The organism is Kitasatospora sp. NBC_01266 (genome assembly GCF_036242395.1).
Taxonomy (GTDB): domain Bacteria; phylum Actinomycetota; class Actinomycetes; order Streptomycetales; family Streptomycetaceae; genus Kitasatospora.
Genome location: NZ_CP108458.1, coordinates 6704576 through 6726611 on the forward strand (window position 1 = coordinate 6704576; position 22036 = coordinate 6726611).

19 protein-coding genes and 1 tRNA gene are annotated in these 22036 nt (G+C 73.2%); 4 read left to right on the plus strand and 16 right to left on the minus strand.

The window, feature by feature from the left end; translation table 11 throughout:
* Positions 1-3 precede the first annotated feature (3 nt).
* Positions 4-1668, minus strand: coding sequence for an FAD-binding oxidoreductase (locus OG403_RS28785; protein WP_329569483.1), 1665 nt, complete (start codon positions 1666-1668; stop codon positions 4-6).
* A gap of 135 nt (positions 1669-1803) precedes the next feature.
* Positions 1804-1877, minus strand: a tRNA-Met gene (locus tag OG403_RS28790).
* Positions 1878-2135: 258 nt separating this feature from the next.
* Here OG403_RS28790 and OG403_RS28795 point away from each other — a divergent pair.
* Positions 2136-2864: a DJ-1/PfpI family protein gene (locus OG403_RS28795; protein WP_329569485.1), complete on the plus strand. Its 729-nt coding sequence runs from the start codon at positions 2136-2138 to the stop codon at positions 2862-2864.
* Between the two features lie 7 nt (positions 2865-2871).
* Here the strand turns inward: OG403_RS28795 and OG403_RS28800 are convergent, their stop codons facing one another.
* The 5 genes from OG403_RS28800 to OG403_RS28820 all read right to left on the minus strand — a co-directional run bounded on the left by OG403_RS28800 (position 2872) and on the right by OG403_RS28820 (position 7007).
* Positions 2872-3573 (minus strand): class I SAM-dependent methyltransferase, encoded by a 702-nt coding sequence (locus OG403_RS28800; protein ID WP_329569487.1) that lies wholly within the window; start codon positions 3571-3573, stop codon positions 2872-2874.
* 150 nt (positions 3574-3723) lie between these two features.
* Entirely contained in the window at positions 3724-4635 is a 912-nt protein-coding gene (locus OG403_RS28805) for a DUF4097 family beta strand repeat-containing protein (protein WP_329569489.1), read from the minus strand.
* Positions 4632-5279 carry a response regulator transcription factor gene (locus OG403_RS28810; RefSeq protein ID WP_329569490.1) on the minus strand — a complete coding sequence of 216 codons (648 nt, stop codon included), beginning with the start codon at positions 5277-5279 and terminating at the stop codon, positions 4632-4634. The genes OG403_RS28805 and OG403_RS28810 overlap by 4 nt, the downstream gene beginning before the upstream one ends.
* Positions 5267-6559 (minus strand): sensor histidine kinase, encoded by a 1293-nt coding sequence (locus OG403_RS28815; RefSeq protein WP_329569492.1) that lies wholly within the window; start codon positions 6557-6559, stop codon positions 5267-5269. Before OG403_RS28815 ends, OG403_RS28810 begins: the two co-directional genes overlap by 13 nt.
* A 109-nt stretch (positions 6560-6668) precedes the next feature.
* A complete protein-coding gene (locus OG403_RS28820) occupies positions 6669-7007 on the minus strand; it encodes a hypothetical protein (RefSeq protein ID WP_329569494.1) in 339 nt (112 codons plus the stop codon).
* A gap of 226 nt (positions 7008-7233) precedes the next feature.
* Between OG403_RS28820 and OG403_RS28825 the strand changes: the two genes are divergently transcribed.
* The gene (locus OG403_RS28825) at positions 7234-7704 is read left to right on the plus strand and encodes a hypothetical protein (RefSeq protein WP_329569496.1); all 471 of its coding nucleotides are present in this window, start codon (positions 7234-7236) and stop codon (positions 7702-7704) included.
* An 83-nt stretch (positions 7705-7787) separates the two neighbouring features.
* Positions 7788-8036 (plus strand): hypothetical protein, encoded by a 249-nt coding sequence (locus OG403_RS28830; protein WP_329572739.1) that lies wholly within the window; start codon positions 7788-7790, stop codon positions 8034-8036.
* A 41-nt stretch (positions 8037-8077) separates the two neighbouring features.
* Here the strand turns inward: OG403_RS28830 and OG403_RS28835 are convergent, their stop codons facing one another.
* The 9 genes from OG403_RS28835 to OG403_RS28875 all read right to left on the minus strand — a co-directional run bounded on the left by OG403_RS28835 (position 8078) and on the right by OG403_RS28875 (position 20833).
* Complete coding sequence (locus OG403_RS28835) at positions 8078-8320, minus strand: hypothetical protein (RefSeq protein ID WP_329572740.1); 243 nt, start codon at positions 8318-8320, stop codon at positions 8078-8080.
* 350 nt (positions 8321-8670) lie between these two features.
* A complete protein-coding gene (locus OG403_RS28840; RefSeq protein ID WP_329569498.1) occupies positions 8671-11454 on the minus strand; it encodes an FtsX-like permease family protein in 2784 nt (927 codons plus the stop codon).
* Complete coding sequence (locus tag OG403_RS28845) at positions 11451-12218, minus strand: ABC transporter ATP-binding protein (protein ID WP_329572630.1); 768 nt, start codon at positions 12216-12218, stop codon at positions 11451-11453. Before OG403_RS28845 ends, OG403_RS28840 begins: the two co-directional genes overlap by 4 nt.
* A gap of 163 nt (positions 12219-12381) precedes the next feature.
* A complete protein-coding gene (locus OG403_RS28850; RefSeq protein ID WP_329569500.1) occupies positions 12382-13317 on the minus strand; it encodes an ROK family protein in 936 nt (311 codons plus the stop codon).
* 3 nt (positions 13318-13320) lie between these two features.
* On the minus strand, positions 13321-16353 hold the full coding sequence (locus OG403_RS28855; protein WP_329569501.1) for an alpha-mannosidase: 3033 nt from the start codon (positions 16351-16353) through the stop codon (positions 13321-13323).
* A 33-nt stretch (positions 16354-16386) separates the two neighbouring features.
* Positions 16387-17667, minus strand: a complete 1281-nt coding sequence (locus OG403_RS28860) for a glycoside hydrolase 5 family protein (RefSeq protein WP_329569502.1) — start codon at positions 17665-17667, stop codon at positions 16387-16389.
* A gap of 34 nt (positions 17668-17701) precedes the next feature.
* On the minus strand, positions 17702-18622 hold the full coding sequence (locus OG403_RS28865) for a carbohydrate ABC transporter permease (RefSeq protein WP_329569504.1): 921 nt from the start codon (positions 18620-18622) through the stop codon (positions 17702-17704).
* On the minus strand, positions 18622-19494 hold the full coding sequence (locus tag OG403_RS28870) for a carbohydrate ABC transporter permease (protein ID WP_329569506.1): 873 nt from the start codon (positions 19492-19494) through the stop codon (positions 18622-18624). The genes OG403_RS28865 and OG403_RS28870 overlap by 1 nt, the downstream gene beginning before the upstream one ends.
* Before the next feature lie 28 nt (positions 19495-19522).
* A complete protein-coding gene (locus OG403_RS28875) occupies positions 19523-20833 on the minus strand; it encodes an ABC transporter substrate-binding protein (protein WP_329569508.1) in 1311 nt (436 codons plus the stop codon).
* 176 nt (positions 20834-21009) lie between these two features.
* Here OG403_RS28875 and OG403_RS28880 point away from each other — a divergent pair, with 176 nt between their 5' ends.
* Complete coding sequence (locus OG403_RS28880) at positions 21010-22029, plus strand: LacI family DNA-binding transcriptional regulator (protein ID WP_329569510.1); 1020 nt, start codon at positions 21010-21012, stop codon at positions 22027-22029.
* Positions 22030-22036: the final 7 nt, after the last annotated feature.

Genomic DNA, 22036 nt, shown 5'->3' on the forward strand with positions numbered 1-22036 from the left:
GGCTCACCTCGCGGCGGCCTCGATCGCCAGCGCGTGGTGGAACACGTTGCGCGGATCCCAGCGGGCCTTCACCCGTTGCAGGCGCGGGTAGTTGTCCTTGTAGTAGAGGGTGGACCACGGCACCCCGGAGGTGTTCCAGGCCGGGTCGGCCAGGTCGACGTCGGGGTAGTTGATGTACGAGCCGTCGCTGACCTCGCCGGGCACCGGGACGCCGCCGGTGTCGCCGTACACGTCGCGGTAGAAGGCGCGGATCCAGGCGAGGTTGGCCTCGTCCTCGGACTCGTCGGTCCAGAAGGTGTGGTAGACCGCCTTCATCACCGAGTCGCGCTGGGCGACCGCGGTGGCGTCCGGGGCCACCGTGTCGACCTGGCCGCCGTAGCCGACGAGCAGCATGCCGCCGGTCGGATTGCCGGTGGAGTTGGTCAGGTGGCGGTAGATGGTGGCGAGTTGGCCGTCGGTGAACGAGCGGCGCAGGTAGCCGGCCTTCTCCTTGTACCGGCGGGTGACCACGTCGCCGGGCTCGCCGGTGCCCGGCCAGGTGGTCAGGTGCAGCCAGGGGAAGGTCCGCCGGGCATCGAGGCTCGGCGTCAGGCCGGTCCCGTCGGTCACCGCCGCGACGAAGTCGGTTACCATCCGGTCCGCGCCCGGCAGGTCCGCGTCGATCTGCACGGTCAGCTGGAAGCCGCCGGCGCTGCAGTGCGCCGGGATCAGGATCGCGTACAGGTTGGCGTACGGCGAGTCGGGCGCGCTGTGGCGCTCGTGCCAGCGGCCGAAGTTGCGCAGCAGGGTGGTGAACGCCTGCTCGGTCATCCGCTCGTTCCAGTCCCAGCTGACCAGGCACTTCAGCAACTCCCGTGGCGCGGCGGGCAGCAGCTGGGACGGATCGTCGCCGGTGGCGCCGGGCGAGCGCAGCCAGTAGCGGGTGACCACCCCGAAGTTCCCGCCGCCACCGCCCGTGTGCGCCCACCAGAGGTCGCGGTGCGGGTCGTCCGGCTCGCGGGTGGCCGTCACGGCGCGGGCGGTGCCGTCCTGGTCGACCACCACCACCTCCACGCCGTACAGGTGGTCCACCAGCGAGCCGTACCGCCGCGACAGCGGCCCGTACCCGCCGCCGGCGAAGTGCCCGCCCGCGCCCACCTCCGGGCAGCCGCCCGCCGGGACGGTCACGCCCCACCCCTTGAACAGCGTCCGGTACACCTGCCCGAGGGTGGCCCCCGGCTGCACCGCGAACGCGCCGCGCTCGGGGTCGTGGCCGACGGCGTCCATCGGCGACAGGTCCAGCAGCAGCCGGACCGCCGGGTCGGCGGTGAAGTTCTCGAAGCAGTGCCCGCCACTGCGCGCCGCGACCCGCCGTCCCGAGCGCACCGCGTCCGCGACCGCCCGCACCACCTGCCCGGTCGACCCGACCATCCGGATCTCCTCCGGCCGGCCGACGAAGCGGAAGTTGTTGCCGCGCAGCAGGTTCTCGTACCGGCGGTCGCCCGGCCGGACCGTCACCGGTCCGAAGGCCGTGGGCTCGATCGCTGCGGTCGCGGCTGCGGCTTCGGCCGCAGCAGAGCTGGAGGCGAACAGGCCGGTCAGCGCGGCGGTCGCACCGCCGGTGGCCACGGCGCCGGTGGCGGTGAGCAGTCTGCGCCGGTTCAGGGAGCCGGGGGAGTCGGTCGTCATGGCAGCAGCATGCTGGCCGGCGCGGTTGACGGTCCGTCGGACAGGCCGTACCCGCAGCAGATTCCCCGGGAGGGAGGATGCGGCGAGGGCCGGGTCCCGCGCACACTGTGCGCCGGACCCGGCCCTCGTCTCTCGTAGCGGGGACAGGATTTGAACCTGCGACCTCTGGGTTATGAGCCCAGCGAGCTACCGAGCTGCTCCACCCCGCGTCGGTAAACACGACTGTACGGCATCGGGAGCGGATCACCGAATCGATAGTCCAGGCCAGCGCGCCGGACGGTCGCGCGGGCCGGTCCGGCAGACAGGGATCGCAGGATTCCGGACATCACGGCCGGTTCGCGCGGCACCCGGGCGAGAACCGGGCCACGGTGGTCCAGGGCGAGCCGCCAGGCCGCCGGACCCACCGCCTGCACCGGACAACCGCCTTCACCGGACAACCGCCGCCTTCACCAGACAGGAGCACAGCCATGTCCGAGACACCCGCCACGGCAGCCGAAGAGCCGACCAGGACCATCGCCTTCGTCGCCTATCCCGGGATCACCGTGCTGGACCTGGTCGGTCCGCTGCAGGTCTGCTCGGCGCTCAGCTACCTGGCGCCCGGCTTCCGCACGGTGGTGGTCGGCGAGCGGATCGAGCCGATGGCCACCGACACCCCGCTCTCCGTGGTGCCCAGCCACACCTTCGAGGAGGTGCCCGACCCGTACGCGGTGCTGGTGCCCGGCGGCCTGGTGCCGACGCTCGCCGCGCTGGCCGACCAGCGCCTGCTGGGCCGCCTGCGCCAGTTGGCCGAGGGGGCCGAGCTGGTGGGTTCCGTCTGCACCGGCTCGCTGCTGCTGGCCGCCGCCGGCCTGCTGGAGGGTCGGCGGGCCACCACCCACTGGTGGTACCGGGATCTGCTCACCCGCTTCGGCGCGACGCCGGTGGCCGAGCGCTGGGTGGCGGACGGGCGGTTCATCACCGCCGCCGGGGTCTCGGCCGGCATCGACATGGCGCTCCAACTGGTCGCGCAGGTGGCCGGGGAGCCGCTGGCCCGCGAGGTCCAGCTGATCATCGAGTACGACCCGCAGCCGCCGTTCGGCGCCATCGACTGGGCCGGCACGGACATCGCGAGCTACGCGCCGATCGCCCAGGGCGCGCTGCGCCAGGCACTGGTCGACCACCCGGAGCTGTACGCCCGCCTCACTGACGAAAAGTGACGGATCGTCAGACCGTGTTGAGGGAGGCGGGGAGGTGCGTCGGCACGGCGCAGTCGACCGGCTCCGCGCACGGGTGGAGGCGGGCGTAGTAGGCGAACGGCGGCCCGATCAACTTGCCCACCCGCAGCCCGGAGTCGCTCGCGTGTCCGATCAGCCGGGCCGGGCGGATCTGGTGGCGGTCGAAGAACTCGCCGACCACCAGCCGCCCGCCCGGCTTCAGCACCCGGCGCAGCTCGCGCAGCGTGGCGGTCGGATCGGGGATCTCGCCGAGCGCGGTGACCAGGTAGGCGGCGTCGAAGCAGGCGTCCTCGAAGGGCAGTTGGTGGGCATCGGCCAGGGTGGGCCGGATGCCGGCGATGCCCTGCCGCTCGGCCCGGCGCATCACGTGGTCGAGCATCGGCTGCTGGATGTCGACGATGTCCAGCCGGCCGCTCGCCCCCAACTGCGGGGCGACGTGCAGGGACTGCAGCCCGGTGCCGGGACCGATCTCCAGGATCCGCTCACCGGGGCGGGGTTCCAGCAGGCCGTCCAGCCGGCGCAGCGAGAGGAACGGCAGCGGCAGGTCCAGCAGCCAGTGCTGGGCGTACGGGTAGGGCGCGGTGTCGAAGGCCCACCAGGCGGTGACGGCCGCCGCGGCCGCGGTGCCGGCCGCGACCCGGCGCAGGGTCTTGCGGTTGCGGGGGGAGGCGGCGAGCGAGCGTGCGGACATGGTGTCAGTCCTCCGATGATGCGGACGAGGGGACCGGCGGGGCCGGTGGATCAACTGGTGTGTCACCAACGATCCCGGTTCGGCCGCGCGGAGTCCTCAACGCCAGTGCCCGTCCTGATGGTGGTGCTGGCGTTACCTTCGCGGGTGTGGTCAGTACCCGAGTGCCGCGTACCCGTGGTCCACGCGCACGCTGATCAGGCCTGCCGCGTCCGGGTCGGCCAGGCCCGGCGCGACCCGCAGGGCGTCGCCGGGCGCGCCACCGCCGTCCAGCCGGTAGCGGCTGCCCGGCGGCAGGCTGGCGTCCAGGCGGCCCGCGCCGACCGAGGCGGTGAACCGGCTCGGGGGCGTGCTGAAGTTCACGCTGGCCGGGCCCGACCGGGTCTGCAGGGCCACCGTGGGGGAGCTGAGGCCGGTCGCCCGGACGCGGCCGGAGTCGTCGGTCACCCGGAGCGGGCCACTGCTGTCCGACACCGTGATCGGGCCCGAGCCGGTGCGCAGTCGAAGATCGCCGGCCAGCCCGGACAGGCTGATCGAGCCCGACCGCGAGGCGGCGTCCACCGAGGCCCGCGCGGGCAGCTCGATCTCCAGCGACACCTGCGAGCCGAAGGCGTCCAGGTCCGGCCCTGGCTGGTCGACCAGGACGGTGAGCGTGTCGCCGGCCCAACCGGTCCGCACGGCGGGTGCGCGCACCGACCAGTCCATCGTGTAGCGCAGGTGGACCTGGTCGTCGGGGCCGGGGCGCAGCACCACCGAAGCACGGGGGGCGTCCAGTCGCAGCGCGCCGACCGGGTGATGCAGCACGAGGTCCGCGTCGCGGCTGTCCCGGGCCAGCCAGGCCCAGGCATACCCGCCGGCCGGCAGCACCAGCAGCGCGCCGGTCAGCGCCGCGACCGCCCGCCAGGCCCGGCGCTGCCAGCGGCCGCCGTCGCTCTGCGAATCCCCGACGTCGTGCTGTGAGGTCCCGCGCCGCGCGATCCCACGTTCCGCGATCCCGCGCTGCGAACTCCCGCGCAGCGAGTCCCCGGCCGCGCGCCACGTCGTCCGGTCGCGCGTGTCCGTCACGCCGGGACGCCCAGGAAGCGCAGCACCGCGAGCACCCGCCGGTGGTCGCCGTCGGCGGCGGAGAGGTCCAGCTTGCTGAAGATGTTGTTGATGTGCTTCGCGACCGCGCTCTCGCCCACCACCATGGCCTCGGCGATGCCGGCGTTGGAGCGCCCCTCGGCCATCAGCGACAGCACCTCGCGCTCGCGCGGGGTCAGCTGGTCGAGCGGGTCGCTCTGCCGGCGCACCAGCAGCTGCGCGACCACCTCCGGGTCCAGCGCGGTGCCGCCGCCGGCCACCCGGTGCAGCGCCTCGACGAACTCGGCGACGTCGGCGACCCGGTCCTTCAGCAGGTACCCCACCCCGCGGGTGCGGCCGGTCAGCAACTTGGCGGCGTGCCGCTCCTCGACGTACTGCGAGAGCAGCAGCACCGCGGTCTGCGGCTGGTTCTGACGGATCGTCAGTGCGGCGCGCATGCCCTCGTCGGTGTGCGAGGGCGGCATCCGCACGTCGGTGACCACCAGGTCCGGCCGGACCTCGGCGGTCAGCGCCAGCAACTGCTCGGCGTCACCGACGTCACCGACCACCTCGAAGCCTGCGGCGCCCAGCAGTTGGACCAGTCCGGCCCGCAGCAGGACGGAGTCCTCGGCGATCACAGCTCGCACGGCAGCTCCACGGTGATTTCGGTCGGGCCCCCGACGGGGCTGCTGATCATGAGGGTGCCGTCCACCGAGGAGACCCGCTGGGTGAGCCCGGTCAGGCCGGTGCCCCGGCCGGGGTCGGCGCCGCCGATCCCGTCGTCGACCACGGTCACCCGCAGGACGTCGGCGTGCCGCTCCAGGTGGACATCGGCCCGCGCGGCCTGGGCGTGCTTGGCGATGTTGGCCAGCGCCTCGGAGACCACGAAGTACGCGACGGCCTCGATCGCCGGTGCCGCCCGCCCCTCGGCCGAGACGTGCAGCCGCACCGGGAACGGGGCCCGCGCCGCGATGCCGGAGAGCGCCGCGTCCAGCCCCTGCTCGTCCAGCACCGCCGGATGCAGCCCGCGCACCAGGTCGCGCAGCTCGGTCAGCGCCTCCTTGGCCTCCGCGTGCACCTCGCCGAGCAGATCCTTCAGCTCCGGGGTCAGCCCCGGGTGGGTGGCCCGGGCGATGCCGAGTTTCATCGCGAGGGCGACCAGGCGCTGCTGGACGCCGTCGTGCAGGTCCCGCTCGATCCGGCGGCGCTCGGTGTCGGCCGCCGCCAGCAGCGCGGCCCGGCTGACCGCCAGGTGGTCCACCCGCAGCTGCAGCTCGTGCGCCCGGCCCGGGCCGAGCAGCGCGCGGGCGGCCGCGGCGTCCAGCCGGGCCACGGCGCTCGCCAGCGGCGGGGCCACGAAGAGCAGCAGCCCGCCCAGCAGCCACCCGGCGGTGACCGTCACCGGATGCGCGCCCAGGTTCAGCGGGCTGGTGGCCGGCAGCGCCCAGGCGGCGCACGGCAGCACCAGCAGCCCCGCGCCGCAGGCCCAGGCACCGAGCGTGAGCAGGCCGCCGAGGGCGATGCCCGGCCCGACCGCCACGTGGTAGGCCGCCTGCCGCCAGAGCACGTCGGAGCGCAGTGACTGTGCCAGCCCGCGCCGCACGGCCGGGCCGGGCAGCCGGATGTCCAGCAGGGCGGCCAGTCGGCTGGTCTGAACGCGGGTCAGGAGTACGAACCCGTGGGTCAGCAGGAGGGCGTAGCTGACGCCGAAGACCAGGGTGAGCAGCAGCATCACGGTCAGGTTCACGGCCAGTGGGACCAGTACGAGCCCCAGGGCCAGCGGCGCCACCGGCGCCAGCAGGCCGGCCGCGTGCACCGGCAGGCCCGCGACCACGAAGGCGGTGTGTCGGCGGGCAGCGGCCGACCAGGGCGGATCGCCGAGCACCCGGCGGCGCACGCGAGGCGATGCGGGCAGGGTCGCGGACATGATGATCAGTTTAGAGGGGCCGCTATGCGTGCCGCCGACGGGCTCCGGATGCCCGGCCGACCGCCGGACCGGGGGCGCGGACGAGGAGGGCGCGGGACCGAGGGTCAGGTCAGTCGCTCACCAGGACGCGGTCACCGAGGTGGTCGCTCTGGTGGCCGGCGGCCGCCAGGGTGGCCGCGAGGTGCAGGGCGGACTGGAAGTTCCGGGACCGGACCGCCGAGCTGCCGCTCATCCGGTGGCCGGCACCGTCACGCCGGCCGTGCTTGTGCAGCGGGAGCGGTCGGCCGCTCGGGCCACTCCGGCCGCTCTGCCAGGAGACCGTCACGCCGTGGCACTCGGCGCGCACCACTGCCCCTTCGCATCCGTCGCCGTCCAGGGCGAGGGGCAGGTCCGCGGCCGTGAGTGTTGCGATGACAGAATCGAACAGGTCCTGGCGTTTGGAAGGCATCATCGCATCGTACAGGTGAACGGCAGCTGAACGCCAGTTGGCCGCCGGACGGGCCCGATCGGCCCCTGCCCTGGGGCGAGGTGACGGGCCGTCGGGTGTCCGCCGTCGCGATGGTGTACCTGGTACCACCATCAACCGGGATGGCGGCGCTACTGCCCCGGGCCCGCCGCCGCGCCAGGCTGGTAACCGCACCCGAGGGCCGGGCGCGGGGAGGAGGCGGCAGCCAATGGGACACATCACGCTGATCGAGCGTCAGGTCACGCCGCCGGAGCCGGCCGCCCCGGTCCCCGCCGGCCTGCCGCGCCCCGTCCGCCTACCGCGCCGGGCGGCCACCGTCCTCACCGTGCTGGGGCTGGCGATGGTGCCCTGGCTCTTCTTCCTGCACACCGGCCTGCCCGGCACCGCGCAGGCCGCCCACTGGGCCTGGGCCTGGACCGGTCTGGACTCGCTGGAGGCCCTCGGCCTGCTCTCGACCGGCCTGCTGCTGCGCCGCGGCGACCAGCGCGCCTGCCTGGCGGCGGCCGCCACCGCGACCCTGCTGCTGGTCGACGCCTGGTTCGACACCATGACCGCCGCCCCCGGCAGCGACCTGATCGCCTCGGCGCTGATGGCGGTGGGCGCCGAGCTGCCGCTGGCGGTGCTCTGCGGGGTGCTGGCGGTGCGGAGCCTGCCGCGGCAGGTTCAGAGCTTGCCTTGAGCATCCGTACCCGAACGGCGTGACACCATCCGGGCAGCAAGCGCGGCGCGCGGAAAGCAGCGCCGCCCCGGGAAGGGGGCCCCATGGACGGCCATATCGTGCACACCGGCCACGTAGACACCGGCCAGTCCGACTCCGGTCACCATCACCAGCACCACCATCACCACGCCGGGACGGACCAGGCGGCGCTGCCCTACTCCCTCGACACCGACGACGGGCACCGGCCGAGCCTCGGCGGTGCGTACTGGCGGCCGTCGACGCCGCCGTGGGCCTGGCTCACGCTCGCGGCACTGGCGATCGGCCTGCCGGTGGTGGCGATGCTGCTGCGCTGACGCCGCGAACGGCATCGAAGTGGCCGGGCGAAGACAGGCCCCTAGGTCGGGCGGTCGAGCACCATGGCGTACACACCTTCGCCGACGGGCCTGAACCCCTGCCGCTCCCATGCCTTCCGCAGAGCGGCCACGGCATCCTCGTCCGGCCGCCGCACCTCGGGGTCGTCGGATTCGTAGCTGCACACCTCGTCCGGCCCGTGCTTCGGGTGGATCGGGGCTGGGTAGCACACGGCCACGGTGCCGGGGACGGCCATCCGCCGCATCGCATGGATCGCCAGCGTCATCCCCACGCCTTTGCCGCGCCACTTGTTTGTAGGACTGAATCACCAGGTCACCCGTGACGTCGTCCTGCCAGATGGTCGGCGAACCGTCATCCGGGTGTTGGGGTGGATCCCGAGGAACTTCAGAGCCATTGCCGCCTCCCAAGCCGAACGAATTCCATGCGGTCCAGGACCTTCGCGCAGGTGATGACCCAGCGTCAAGAGCCCGTTACATAACGAGAGGAGTGCTCCGACTCCCGTTTGCCGATTCGGTAGCTCCCGGCATGCGGACATTGGCGCAGCATTCCCGGTGTCCTGACACGTCCGTGCCCCGGGCCGCGATTGCGGTCCGGGGCACGATGGGTGACGGATCGTCAGCTCGCTCGCCGGGCGAGCGGGAGGCGGGACCGGGTGGTGGCCGAGGCCACCAGGGCGGCCAGCAGGGGGAGGACCAGCAGGATGAGCAGCAGCTGGGACCACGGGGTGATGATCGGCTGGTGCGGGATGTGCAGGGCCATCTCGTGCGCCTTGCGCAGGGCGACGGCGGGGACGTAGCCGCACAGTGTGCCCAGGGCGGCGCCGAGTAGGGCGATGGTGCCGCACTGCAGGCCGCTGAGCACCCGGCGGATGCGGGGCGGGGCGCCGACGGCGGCCAGGGTGACCTGGTCGGGGCGGGAGTCGGCGGCGGCCAGGCCGGTGGCGATGCCGGCCGCGCCGAGCACCACCAGGGCGGCGAAGCCGCTCAGGGCCAGGGTGGTCAGGTCGCTCGTGGACTGGTAGCCGCGCTCGATGTCGAGCTCCGCGAAGGAGTCGAGCCGGTTGACGGCGGCGGCGGCCCGCTGCTGGAGCTTGGCCGAGGGCGGGGCGGCGGGCAGCCAGACCGAGGAGCCGAGCTGGGTGCCCAGGCCCAGGTGCTGGGCCGTGGCGGGGCTGACCAGGCCGATGCCGTACCGGGCGGCGACCGGATTGCTGATCAGCAGGGCCGGCACGCTGACGTCCTTGTCACCGGCCTCGGCCTCCTGACCCGGCTGTGCGGGGGCGCCGCCGCCACCACCGGCGCCCTGGGCGTGGAAGGTGGCCTTGCCGTCCTTGACGTAGTCGGGGTCGAAGACCACGGCCTGGCCGGCCGCCAACGCCGCCTCGGCGGCCGGGTCGTGCAGGCCGAACAGGTTGTGCAGCACGGTCGGATCGCCCGCGAGCACCGGAGCGGACCTCCCGTAGCCGTACGTCTGAACGAAGTTGACGGTGCTGCTGCAGTCGGCGCAGAAGTGGTACTCGAGTTGGTAGACGTCGGCCCGCGCGCCCAGCCCGGGCAGCTCCTGGGTGATCGCGTCCTGCAACTGCGGCAGCGGACTGGTCGGGATGACGGTCAGGGTGACCGCGCCGGTCGGCGCGGCGGCGCGGTACTCGCTCCTCGCCTCGGCGTCGCTGCTGGCGGTGTAGACGGTGATCGCGACGGCGCCGGCCACGGCCGCCATCACGGCGGCGATCGCGGGGGCGGTGCGGCTGCGCTGGCGGGCCGCGTCACGCAGGGTGAGCCGGGGGGCCAGCGGCAGCAGGCGGGCGAGCCGGCCGAGCAGGCCGACCAGCAGGGGGGTGCAGGCCAGCACGCCCAGTTCGGCGGCGACCGAGCCGCCGAGGATCGCCAGGGTCTGCGCGTCGTAGCCGCCGGCCACCGGCATCCCCGGCTGGCCGCCGCTACCACTCGCGCCGAGCAGCGCCACCGCGGTGCCGGCGGCCACCAGCACCACGCCGAACGCGGCGAGCCGCTTGCTCGGCGCCTTCGCCGTGACCCGGCCGCCGAGTGCGGCGACCACGTCCTGGCGGGCCGCCTGGACGGCGGGCAGCACGGCGGCGAGCAGCGCGGTGACCACACCGACCGCGGCCACCGCGAGCAGGTCGAGGGGGTGCACGCTGAAGTGTCCGAACCGGCTGCCGGCCGTGGACTCGAGCCACGGGCGGAGCACCGCGACCAGGCCGGTGCCGAGCAGCACGCCGCCCAGCGCACCGGCCAGGCCGAGCACCACGCCGCCGCTCAGCACCACCGCGCGCACCTGGGCCCGGTCACCGCCGCCGGCGGCCAGCAGCGCGAGCTGACGGCGCGAGCGGCGGGCGCCGACCGCGAAGGCGGGGCCCGCGAGCAGCACGACCTCCAGCAGTGCCAGGCCGGCGACGGTGCCCGCGATCATCTCGCTGGTGCGGTGGGTGTTGAGGTCCAGCACGATCTTCTGGGTGCGGTAGTAGGGGACGGCCGAGCGGGCCGGCGGGTCGAGGGCGACGGAGCGCGCGGTGAGGGTGTAGCCGTAGCGGTTGAACTCCTGGACCTTGGCCCAGTCCAGCTGCGCCCCGGCGGGCAGCCGCACCAGCCAGCTCGGCGGGCTGACGGCGGCAGCGTCGGCACCGGTGCCGGCACCGGCACCCGCACCGGCGGCTCCAGAGGCCGGCTGCGGCTTGGCGTCCTGCACGGCGGTCAGCGGTGCGATCAGTTCACCGGGTCGGCCGATCAGCGCCACCGTCGACAGGTCGCCCGGGTACTCGGCGACCGCGGTCAGCTTGTACGGGTGGCTCTCCAGACCCTTGACCGTGGTGCTGTCCCCGAGGGACAGGCCGGACTGGTCCAGGAACGCCTGGGTCACGGCCGCCTCGTACGAGGCCTGCGGGGCACGGCCCTTGACCACGTTGAGCTTTCCCCGCCAGAGCGGGTCGCCCAGGTCGGCCTCGGCGGTCGAGGTGAGCAGCAGGCCGGCCTTGGAACTCGTGCTCGCCGTCGGGCCCGGGCGGGCGGAGGCCAGCGTGCTGCCCGCCGGCAGCAGGCTGCTGACCAGCGTGCTCGGGTCGGTGCCGGCGCCCTTGAGCTGCTCGGTGGTGGGCTGCTGCCCCGGCTTGCCGGGCAGCACGGTGCTGCCGTCGTCGGCGTTCGGCGCCTGCGCCACCGCGCTCCCCGGCGACAGGGCGCTGACCAGGGCGTCCGCGCTGCCCAGCGAGCGTTCGATCCGCTCCTGGGGGGTGAGCTGGGCGCTGCGGTAGGCCACGTCCGCGCCGGCCACGCCGAGCACGGGCAGCGCGATCATGCCGATGATCAGGGCGCTGCGGCCCTTGGCCCGCAGGGCGTCGCGGCGGGCGATGCGCAGGGCCACCCGCCAGGAGGTGAGCTTCACTGTTCCGCTCCCATCCGGTCGGCGACGTCGGCCGCGATGGCCGCCAGCGCTTCGGCGCTCTGCTGTCCGGTCTCGTCGACCAGTCGGCCGTCGCGCAGGAAGACCACGCGGTCGGCCCAGGCGGCGTGGCGGGCCTCGTGGGTGACCATCATGACGGCCGCGCCCGCCTCGCAGCGGGTGCGCAGCACGGCCAGCACGGCCTCGCCGGTGGTGGAGTCGAGGGCGCCGGTGGGTTCGTCGGCCAGCACCAGGCGGCGCTCGCCGATCAGCGCCCTGGCGATCGCCACCCGCTGCTGCTGGCCGCCGGACATGTCGTCGGGGAAGCGGTCGGCCAGCTCGCTGATGCCCACCTCGTCCAGGGCGGCCAGCGCCTCGCGGCGGGCCTCCCGGGTCGGGATCCCGTCCAGCTCCCGTGGCAGCATGATGTTCTCGGCCGCGGTCAGGGCCGGGATCAGGTTGTAGTCCTGGAACACGTAGCCGATCGAGCGTCGGCGCACCGCGGCCAGCCGCTTGCGGGACAGCTCGCCCAGCGAGCGCCCTTCCACCAGCACTCGCCCGCCGCTGGGGTTGTCCAGCCCGCCGGCCAGCGTCAGCAGCGTGGACTTGCCGGATCCCGACGGGCCCATCACCGCCACGAACTCCCCGGGGAGGACCCGCAGATCCACCTCGGACAGCGCGTGCACCTCGGCGGCGCCCTGCCCGTGCACCCGGCTGGTCCGGTCGAGTTGCAGCACGGCCTCGGCCGGGGTACCGGCCGGGTCCATCAATGTCAAGGTCGGTGACACCAGTTCCCCCTCGATGCGGGTGCGACGCCGCTTCAGGCGTCTGCATACCTGGTATGTATACCCGGTATGCAGGCCTGGCTACAAGCGGGCCCCGCGTCGACGGTGGCTGGAGTTGTCCGGTTCGAGGCGGCGAAGGTGCAGGTCAGCGGCTCGCCATGGTCAGGGCCGCGGCGCCGATCAGCCCGGCGTCGGAGCCCAGCGCGGTGCGGCGGACGTCGATCGGGCGGGCGAAGGGCAGTGCGGCATAGGTCTCCAGATGGTGGCGCAGGGGAGTGAGGAGCAGGTCGCCGGCCTGGGCCACGCCGCCGCCGATCACCGCCAGCCGCAGATCGAGCAGGGTGGCGGTGGCGGCGATGCCGGCGGCCAGGGCCTGGGCCGCACGGTCGAAGGCGGCCAGCGCGAGCGGATCACCCCGGCGGGCGTCGGCGGCCACCGCCGCGGCGCCGGCCTCGGTGCCCGCCGCCCGCTGGGCGGGGCGCCAGCCCGAGCGCAGCGCGTGGCGGGCGATCGCCGTGCCGCTGGCCAGGGTCTCCAGGCAGCCGCGCGAGCCGCACGGGCAGGGCTCGCCGTCCAAGTCGACGCTGAGGTGGCCCAGATGACCCGCGTTTCCGCTGGGGCCGGGCCGGACGGTGCCGTTCAGCACCAGCCCGGCCCCGACCCCGGTGGAGACCACCAGGCAGAGCGCGTCCGCGGCGCCCCGGGCGGCCCCGCACCAGTGCTCGCCCGCCGCCATCGCGACGCCGTCACCGGCCAGCACCACCGGTCGGTCCTCGACCAGCGCGCGCACCCGGTCGAGCAGCGGGAAGTCGCGCCAGCCCGGGATGTTGACCGGACTGACGCTGCCGCGCGCCAGGTCCACCGGTCCCGCGCAGCCGATCCCCACCGCCCGCACCCGCTTCCAGAGCGGGTCGGCGGCCAGCGCCGCGATCACCTGACTGATCGTCAGCAGCACCCACTCACCGGACTCCCGGGCGGGGGTGAGGCGCTGCACCCGGTGCAGCAGGGTGCCGCCGGGGCCGACCAGGGCGCCGGCGATCTTCGTGCCGCCGATGTCGAGGGCGGCGAGCAACTCGGTCATGGCTCAGCCACGGGCCAGTCGAAGGGTGACCAGCTGGAATGGGCGAAGCCGCAACTCCACCGCCCCATCGAGCAGTTCGTACGCCTGCTCGGCCAGTGGGCGCTCCAGCAGGTCGCAGTCGAGCACCCCGGCGCAGCGGAAGGAGGTGCGCAGGGTGGCCGTGGCCCGGCCGCCGTGCGCCTCGTAGAGCCGCACCACCACGTCGCCGCTCTCGTCGTCGGCCAGCTTCACGGCGCTGACCACCACCGCGTCGCTGTCCACGCCGACCAGCGGGGCGACCTCGGCGTCGCCCGGCACCCGCCGCTCGGGCAGGTTGATGCGGTAGCCCTCCCGCACCGCGTCGCCCACCGTCGCGCCCGGCACCAGCGCGTGCCGGAACCGGTGCACGCCCTGGTCGGTGTGCGGGTCGGGGAAGCGCGGAGCGCGCAGCAGCGAGACCCGCACCGTGGTGGTGGTGCCGTGGTCGGCCGCGCGCACGGTGCGGGTGACGTCGTGGCCGTAGGTGGAGGCGGTGACCAGGGCCACGCCCCAGTCGGGCTCGGCGAAGTGCGTGAAGCGGTGGTTGCAGGCCTCGAACTTGGCCGCCTCCCAACTGGTGTTGGTGTGGGTGGCCCGGTACTGGTGGCCGAACTGGGTCTCGGCGGCGTACCGCTCGGTGTGCAGGTCGAGCGGGAAGGCGGCCTTGAGGAACTTCTCGGTCTCGTGCCAGTCCACCTCGGTGTCCAGGTCGAGCCGCTTGGCGCCTGCCGCCAGGGTCAGTGTCTGGGTCACCCGCGAGCTGCCGAACGAGCGGGTCACCCGCACCGCCACCGCCTGCGGCTTGTCGGCGGCGATCGCCAGCTCGTCCAGGTCGGTGAGGTCGGTGACGGTGTTGCGGTAGAACTGGTCGACGTCCCAGGCGTCCCACATGTTCGGGAAGTCCGGGTGCAGTTGCAGCAGGTTGGCGGCGGCGCCGGGGGCGACGGTCTCGCGTCGCGCGGCCAGGTCGTAGGCCGAGACGACCAGCCCGCGCCCGTCCACCTCGATCCGCAGCAGGCCGTTCGCCAGCACGAAGCCGCCGCCGGGCCGCGCGTGCAGCGAGCAGTCGCCCGCCGGCTCGGCGGCCATCCGGGCGCCGCCGGCCGCGATGCCCGAGCGCTCGTGCGGCGTGGCGTTGAAGACCACCTCGCGGCCCGACGATCCGTCACCGGCCAGCGCCCGCTGGGCTGTTCCGATGATGCCGGTCAGCTCCTCGGTCACCGCGGCGTAGGTCTGCTCGGCCTCCCGGTGCACCCAGGCGATCGAGGAGCCGGGCAGGATGTCATGGAACTGGTGCAGCAGCACGGTCTTCCAGATCCGGTCCAACTCCTGGTAGGGGTAGGCGGTTCCGCACTGCACGGCAGCGGTGGCGGCCCACAGTTCGGCCTCCCGCAGCAGGTTCTCGCTGGCCCGGTTGCCCTGCTTGGTCTTCGCCTGGCTGGTCAGCGTGGCGCGGTGCAGCTCCAGGTAGAGCTCGCCGACCCAGACCGGCGGATCCGGGTACTCGGCCTGCGCCTTGGCGAAGAACTCGGCCGGCTTCTCCCACTGGACGGTGGCCGAGCCCTCCAGGTTGCGCAGCCGGGCCGCCTTGGCGATCATCTCCCGGGTGGTGCCGCCCCCGCCGTCACCCCAGCCGGTCGGCGCCAGCGAGTGGGTGGCCCGGCCCTTGTCCTTGAAGTTCCGCGCCGCGTGGGCGATCTCGCTGCCCTTCATCGAGCAGTTGTAGGTGTCGATCGGCGGGAAGTGGGTGTAGATCCGGGTCCCGTCGATGCCCTCCCACCAGAAGGTGTGGTGCGGGAAGGAGTTGACCTGGCTCCAGGAGATCTTCTGGGTCAGCAGCCACTTGGACCCGGCCGCCTTGATGATCTGCGGCAGCCCGCCGGTGAAGCCGAAGGTGTCGGGGAGCCAGGCCTCCTGGTTCTCGAGGCCGAACTCCTGGAGGAAGAACCGCTTGCCGTGCACGAACTGCCGGGCCATCGCCTCCGAGCCCGGCATGTTGGTGTCCGACTCCACCCACATCCCGCCGGCCGGCACGAACCGCCCCTCGGCCACCGCCTGCTTGACCTTCGCGTACACCTCCGGCCGGTGCTCCTTGATCCAGGCGTACTGCTGGGCCTGCGACATGGTGTAGACGAAGTCCGGCTCGTCCGCCAGCAGCGCGGTCATGTTGGCGGTGGTCCGCGCCACCTTGCGGACCGTCTCGCGCAGCGGCCAGAGCCAGGCCGAGTCGATGTGCGCGTGGCCGACCGCGCTGATCCGGTGCGCGGAGGGCGCGGCGGGGGTGGCCAGCACCGCCGCCAGCTCGGCCCGCGCGGCGGTGGCGGTGCCGTTCACGTCCTGCAGGTCGAGCGCGTCCAGCGCGCGTTCGACGGCCCGCAGCAGCTCCCAGCGCCGGGCGCCGTCCACCGGCAGCTCGGCCATCAGCTCGCCCAGCACCTCCAGATCGAGCACCAACTGCCAGACGGTCTCGTCGAGGACCGCCAGGTCCAGCCGGGCCAGCCGGTACTGCGGCTCGCTGCCCGCCGTCGCCTTCTCGCCCAACCCGGTGGGCAGGAAGGGATGGTAGTCCAGGATCACCGGGTTGGCCGCCGCCTCGACGTGCAGCAGCACCTGCTCGCCGCCGGCCGCGGGGGAGGCGATCCGCACCCACTGGTTGTTCGGGTTGATCCCCTTCACCGGTGTGCCGTCCGGCCGGTAGACCAGGCCCTCGCACTGGAAGCCGGGCATGTTCTTGTCGAAGCCCAGGTCGATGATCGCCTCCACGGTGCGCCCGGCCCAGGCCTCGGGCACCGTGCCCTCGACGGTCAGCCAACTGGTGCTCCAGGGCGCTCCCCAGGGCGAGCCGGCCGCGATCGGGGTGCGCGGCGCGGCCAGACCCTCGGCGACCGGGACCGGCTCGTCGGGGGCGGTCCAGATGCCGGCGGTGAGCGGGACCGACTCCGGATAGACCGCCGGGCGGATGCGCTCGTCGAGCACGCGCTTGAGACGGGACTCGACCAGGCTGCGGTCGTCGTGCATGAAGGCTCCCAGGAAGGATGGGCTGACGGTGACTCAGGAAAGGTCGAGATCCTCGACCGTGACGACTTCGGTGATACCCCGGGCGGCCAGGTGCGAGTGGTCCGCCACGCGCTCGGCCAGCAGCGCGGTGGGCCGGGCGCCGTCGGCGGTCAGCCGCATGAAGGCCTCGAAGAACGCGCCACCGGGGGCGCAGGTGGAGCGTTTGGGTGCCTCGTCCGGCAGGTCCAGGACCAGCGCGGTGTTCCGCACGCCCGGCGGGCGCCAGCCGGACCGGGCCTCGGCGACCGCCGCGGCCAGCGCCAGCCCGGCCGGCTTCACCTGCTGATTGTTCGTCAGCAGACCTAGTGAGTACTCGAGTTCGGGGAAGTCGGCGAGCGAGCGGTCCACGTCGTGCGAGCACCACCAGGTGACGCCCCACAGGTCCGGGCAGTCCAGCGCGGCCGCGACGGTGGCGCCGGTGAAGGCGCCCGCCCGTTCGGCGGCGATGTGCGGGGCCGGGGCGCCGACCTCCTGCAGCCAGACCGGGCGGTGCGGATCGTCGGCCCAGGCCTTGGAGAGCTCGACCAGGTAGGCCGCGTGCTGCCCGGTCGCGGTCGAGTCGGCGCCGTAGCGCTGGGCGGTGCCGTTGAACACCCAGGAGTGCACGGCGGTGGCGCCCCCGATCCGGGCCGCCTGGGCCGGGGTGAACGGGTGGTCGTCCTGGTACCAGGCGGCGTCGTACTCGGCGTGCAGATGCAGCCGTCCCGGCGCGCCCTGCTCGCAGGCGGCCAGCAGCCGGCGCAGCCAGTCGGCGGCCTGGGCGGGGGTGATCCGGTCCGGGTCGGGGTGCGGCTCGCCGGAGAACTGGTTGATCTCGTTGCCGATGGTCAGGCCGATGAAGTTGCGCCGCTCGGCCAGCGCGGAGCCCAGCGTGCGCAGGTAGGCCGCCTGGCCCTCGACCACCTCGGGGTCGGTGAAGAGGTTGCGCCGGTGCCAGGTGGCCGTCCATGAGGGCAGGAAGTCGAAGCTGGACAGGTGCCCCTGCAGGCCGTCCACCGCGACGTCCAGACCGCGCTCACCGGCCGCGTCCACCAGGGCGACCAACTGCTCGACGGCGCGCGGGCGGATCAGCGTGCGGTTGGGCTGGAAGAGCGGCCAGAGCGGGAAGACCCGCAGGTGGTCCAGGCCGAGCGCGGCGATCGCGTCCAGGTCGGCGCGCACCGCGTCCAGGTCGAAGTCCAGCCAGTGGTGGAACCACCCTTTGGAAGGGGTGTAGTTGACGCCGAACCGTGGCGCGCTCCGGTCATGCGTGTGATGCGTGGGTGCGTCGGTCATCAGGTCACGGTCTCCGGTCATCGTCGGTCGCACGTCAGCCCTTCACCGCGCCCTCGCCGACGCCGCGGAAGAAGAACCGCTGCAGCGCGACGAAGAGCACCAGGACGGGCAGCAGGGCGATCATGGCGCCGGCCGCGATCGCGCGCGGGTCGGCCACCAGGGCGCCCTGCAGATAGGAGAGTCCGACGGTGAGGGTCAGCTTGTCGGGGCTCTGCAGCACCAGCAGCGGCCACAGGAAGTCGTCCCAGGCGCCGATGAAGGTGAGGATCACGATCACGCTCAGGGTGCCCTTGACACCGGGCAGCGCGATGTAGCGCAGCCGCTGCCAGACGGTGGCGCCGTCGATGACCGCCGCCTCGTCCAACTCGGCCGGGATGGAGAGGAAGGCGTTGCGCATCAGCAGCACGTTCAGCGCGCCGATCATCGACGGCAGCGCCACGCCGAGCAGCGAGTTGCCGAAGCCGAGCCGGGTCACCGTCTGGTACTGCGAGATGATCGTCACCTCGCCGGGCAGCACCAGGGTGGAGAGGAACAGGCCCAGCAGCAGGCGCCGGCCGCGGAAGGGCAGCCGGGCCAGCGCGTACCCGGCGGCGGTGGCGCCCAGCACGTTGCCGGCCACGTCCAGCGCCGCGACGATCACCGAGTTCAGTGCGAAGTGGCCCACCGGGATCAGCCGGGCCACGTGCCCGTAGTTGCCCAGCGTCGGGTGCTGCGGCAGCAGCCGGGGGGTGGCGGTGTAGACGTCCTCGAAGGCGCTCTTCAGCGAGGTGGAGAGCTCCCAGAGCATCGGTCCCACGGTGATCACCAGGATCACCAGCAGGGTCAGGTAGCGCAGCGTCAGCCCCAGCGGGGTCACCGCGTCGAAGACCGGTGAGCGGTGCCGGCTGCGGCTGGACCGCCGCCGCGGCGCGGGAGTCGGCCCGGCCTCGACGCGGTCCTCGGAGACGGTGGTCATCAGTCGGTCCTCCGGTTCCAGCGGGCGAGCAGCAGCAGCGGGCCGACGGTCAGCGCGAAGAGCAGCACGCTGAGCGCCGAGGCGTAGCCGATCCGGCCGTCGCTGCCCGAGGCGGCCTGCTGGATCAGCATCACCAACGACACGTCCTGGCCGCCGACACCGCCGGTGCGCCCGCCCAGCACGTACAACTCGGTGAAGACGCGCATCGCGTTGACCGCGATCAGCACCGAGACCAGCGCCATGGTGCCGCGCACGCCCGGCACGGTCACCGACCAGAACCGGCGCACGGTGCCCGCGCCGTCGACCGCGGCGGCCTCGTGCAGCTCGCGCCGGACGTTCCCGAGCGCCGACAGGTAGAGCACCATGTAGTAGCCCAGGCCCTTCCAGACGGTCAGCGCGATGGCGCTGAAGAGCAGCAGCCAGCGGTCGGTGAGGAAGGGCAGCGTGCGGTGGATCAGACCCATCTGCCTGCCCAGCCCGTTCACCAGGCCGCGGTCGTCCAGCAGCCACTGCCAGATCAGCGCCACCACCACGGCCGAGGCGATCACCGGGAAGTAGAAGACGGTCCGGAAGAAGCCCATGAACGGCAGGGTGCGCTGGACCAGCAGGGCCAGCAGCAGCGGCAGGAAGGTCAGCAGCGGCACGCAGACCACCATGAAGACCACGGTGTTCAGGATCGCGTCCCGCAGCTGCGGGTCCTGCCACATCAGTTCGTAGTTGCGCACCCCGATGAACCGGCCGCCGCTGAGCGCGTGCACGTTGGTGAAGGAGAGCACCGCGGTGTTGAGCGCCGGCCAGAGGCTGAAGACGGCCAGCCAGATCAGCGCGGGAGCGGTCAGCAGCCAAGGGGTGTACCAGCGGTGGGCCTTCATCGGATCCTCCCTTCGATTCCCGCGCGGGTCACTGCCCGAGCAGCTGGTTGACCCGGTTCACGGCGTTGTCCAGGGCCTGCGTCGCGGACTCCCTGCCGGTCATCGCCAGTGCGATCTGCTGGTTGAGCACGGTGTTCATGGCGTCGGTCCAGACCGGCGGGGTGAAGTTCACCGCCTTCTGCATGTCCTGGTAGGCGAAGACCGAGGCGTCGCCCTGCGGGGTGCCGTCGCTCTTGCTGTAGGCCGGGTTGTTCGCCGAGGCGGTGGTGCCGGGCAGGTAGCCGGGGGCCAGCTTGACGAAGTTCACCTGGTTGGCGTCATCGGTGACGAACTTGGCGAAGGCCAGCGCGAGCGGCAGGTTCTTGCTCTTGGCGGCGACCGAGATGCCCTGCACGTAGAGCGGGGCGGTGTCCAGCGCGGGGGAGGGGACGATCAGCGGGGTGAGGCTCGGGTTGGTCTGCTCGGTGGCCTCGATGTAGTTGCCGCCGCCGGTGGTCCAGGCCACCTCCTGCTTGTTGAAGAGCGCCGAGTTGCCCTCGTAGGTGCTGGTCAGCACGTCGGAGGGCAGGTAGCCGGCCGCGTAGGCGGCGGTGTACTTGTCCAGCATGGCGGCGGCGCCCGGGGTGTTGAAGGCGAACTTCTTGCCGTCCGGAGTCATCAGCGGGGTACCGGAGTTGACGATGTCGGAGAGTCCGGGCGGGCGGCTCATCAGGTAGTCCTTGCCGCCCGAGCGGTCGTGCATGGTCTTGGCCTGGGCGAGCAGGTCGTCGAAGGTCTTCGGCAGGTGGTTCGGGTCGAGGCCGTCGCGCTGGAGCATCGCCTTGTTCCAGAGGCTGATGTCGGTCCCGAGGTACCAGGGGAAGCCGTAGCTGTCGGCGCCGAGGTCGGGGTAGGTGTAGGCGGCCAGGCCGCTGTGCACGTAGTCCTGGCCCAGCGTCGGCACGTTGGTGGTCAGGTCGAGCAGTCCGCCGACCTTGGCCACCGAGTGGGCGATGTCCGGCGGCAGGTTGACCACGTCGGGCAGGCTGCCGCTGGTGACCTGGCTGGTCACCTTGTCGGTGTAGCCGTCGCCGGGCTGGTCGATCCAGTTGACCGTGGTGCCCGGGTGCTGGTTCTCGAAGTCCTTGACCAGGCCGGTGAAGTAGGGCGTGAACTTGTCGTTCTTCAGCGACCAGGTCTGGAAGGTGATCGTGCCCTTCAGCGGGGCGTCGACGGCCACCGTCTGCTTGGCCGCGTCGTTGCTGGTGCTGCCGACGCCGCAGCCGCTGAGCGCCACCGTGGTGAGCGCCGCGACCACGGTGACCGCCGCCGAGGTGAAGCCTGCCCGGACTCTTGGCATGAGGGTTCTCCTGGTACGGCCGGCCGGTGGGGGAGCCGGCCGGTGCGGGAGGGGATGAGGGGCGCGAACCGCGCGGTGCTGGAGGTGGTTGCTGAAGCGGTTTACTAAACCGGTCCAGTAGCTTGGGTGGACTATGCTCCGGCGCAGCAAGGCTGTCAAGAGAGGAAACACGACACGTGGGCAGACCGACCATCGCCGACATCGCCCGAGCGGCGGGGGTGTCCAAGGGTGCGGTGTCCTTCGCGCTCAACGGGCGCCCCGGGGTCAGCGAAGAGACCCGGAGCCGGATCCTGCGGGTCGCGGAGGAGATGAACTGGCGTCCGCACAGCGCGGCCCGGGCGCTGGGCGGGGCCCGGGTCGGCGCGGTCGGTCTGGTGCTGGCCCGCCCGGCCCGCACGGTGGGGGTGGAGCCGTTCTTCGCGCAGCTGCTCTCCGGGCTGCAGGCCGAGTTCTCGGCGCGTTCCACCGCGCTGCAGCTGCTGGTGGTGGAGGACACCGCCGCCGAGATCGAGGTCTACCGGCGCTGGGTCTCCGAGCACCGGGTGGACGGCTTCGTGCTGGTCGACCTCCAGGTGCGCGACCCGCGGATCCAGGTGCTCGAGGAGCTCGGCACGCCGACCGTGGTGCTGGGCGGCCCCGGGCGGCACGGCGGTCTGCCCAGCGTCTGGGCGGACGACCGGGAGGCGATGCTGTCGATCGTCGAGTACCTGGCGGCGCTCGGCCACCGGCGGATCGCGCACCTGGCCGGGCTGCCGGCCTTCCAGCACACCCAGCGCCGGATCCGCGCGCTGCGGGACGCGGCCAAGCGGCTCGGCCTGGGCGAGACGCTCTCGCTGCCCACCGACTTCAGTGACGCGCAGGGGGCCGCCGCCACCCGGACGCTGCTGGCCCGGCGGGAGCGGCCGACCGCGATCATCTACGACAGCGACGTGATGGCGGTGGCCGGCCTCGGGGTGGCCGCCGAGATGGGTGTCGCGGTGCCCGGCGAGCTGTCCATCGTCTCGTTCGACGACTCGGTGCTGGCCCGGATCGTCCACCCGCCGCTCACCGCGCTCTCCCGGGACACCTTCGCGCTCGGCGAGCAGGTGGCCCGCACGCTGCTCGCGGTGCTGGACGACCCCGCCGCGGCGGTGGACCTCAAGATGCCGACCCCGCGCCTGACGGTCCGGGAGAGCACGGCGGTGCCGCGCGGCTGAGCACGGT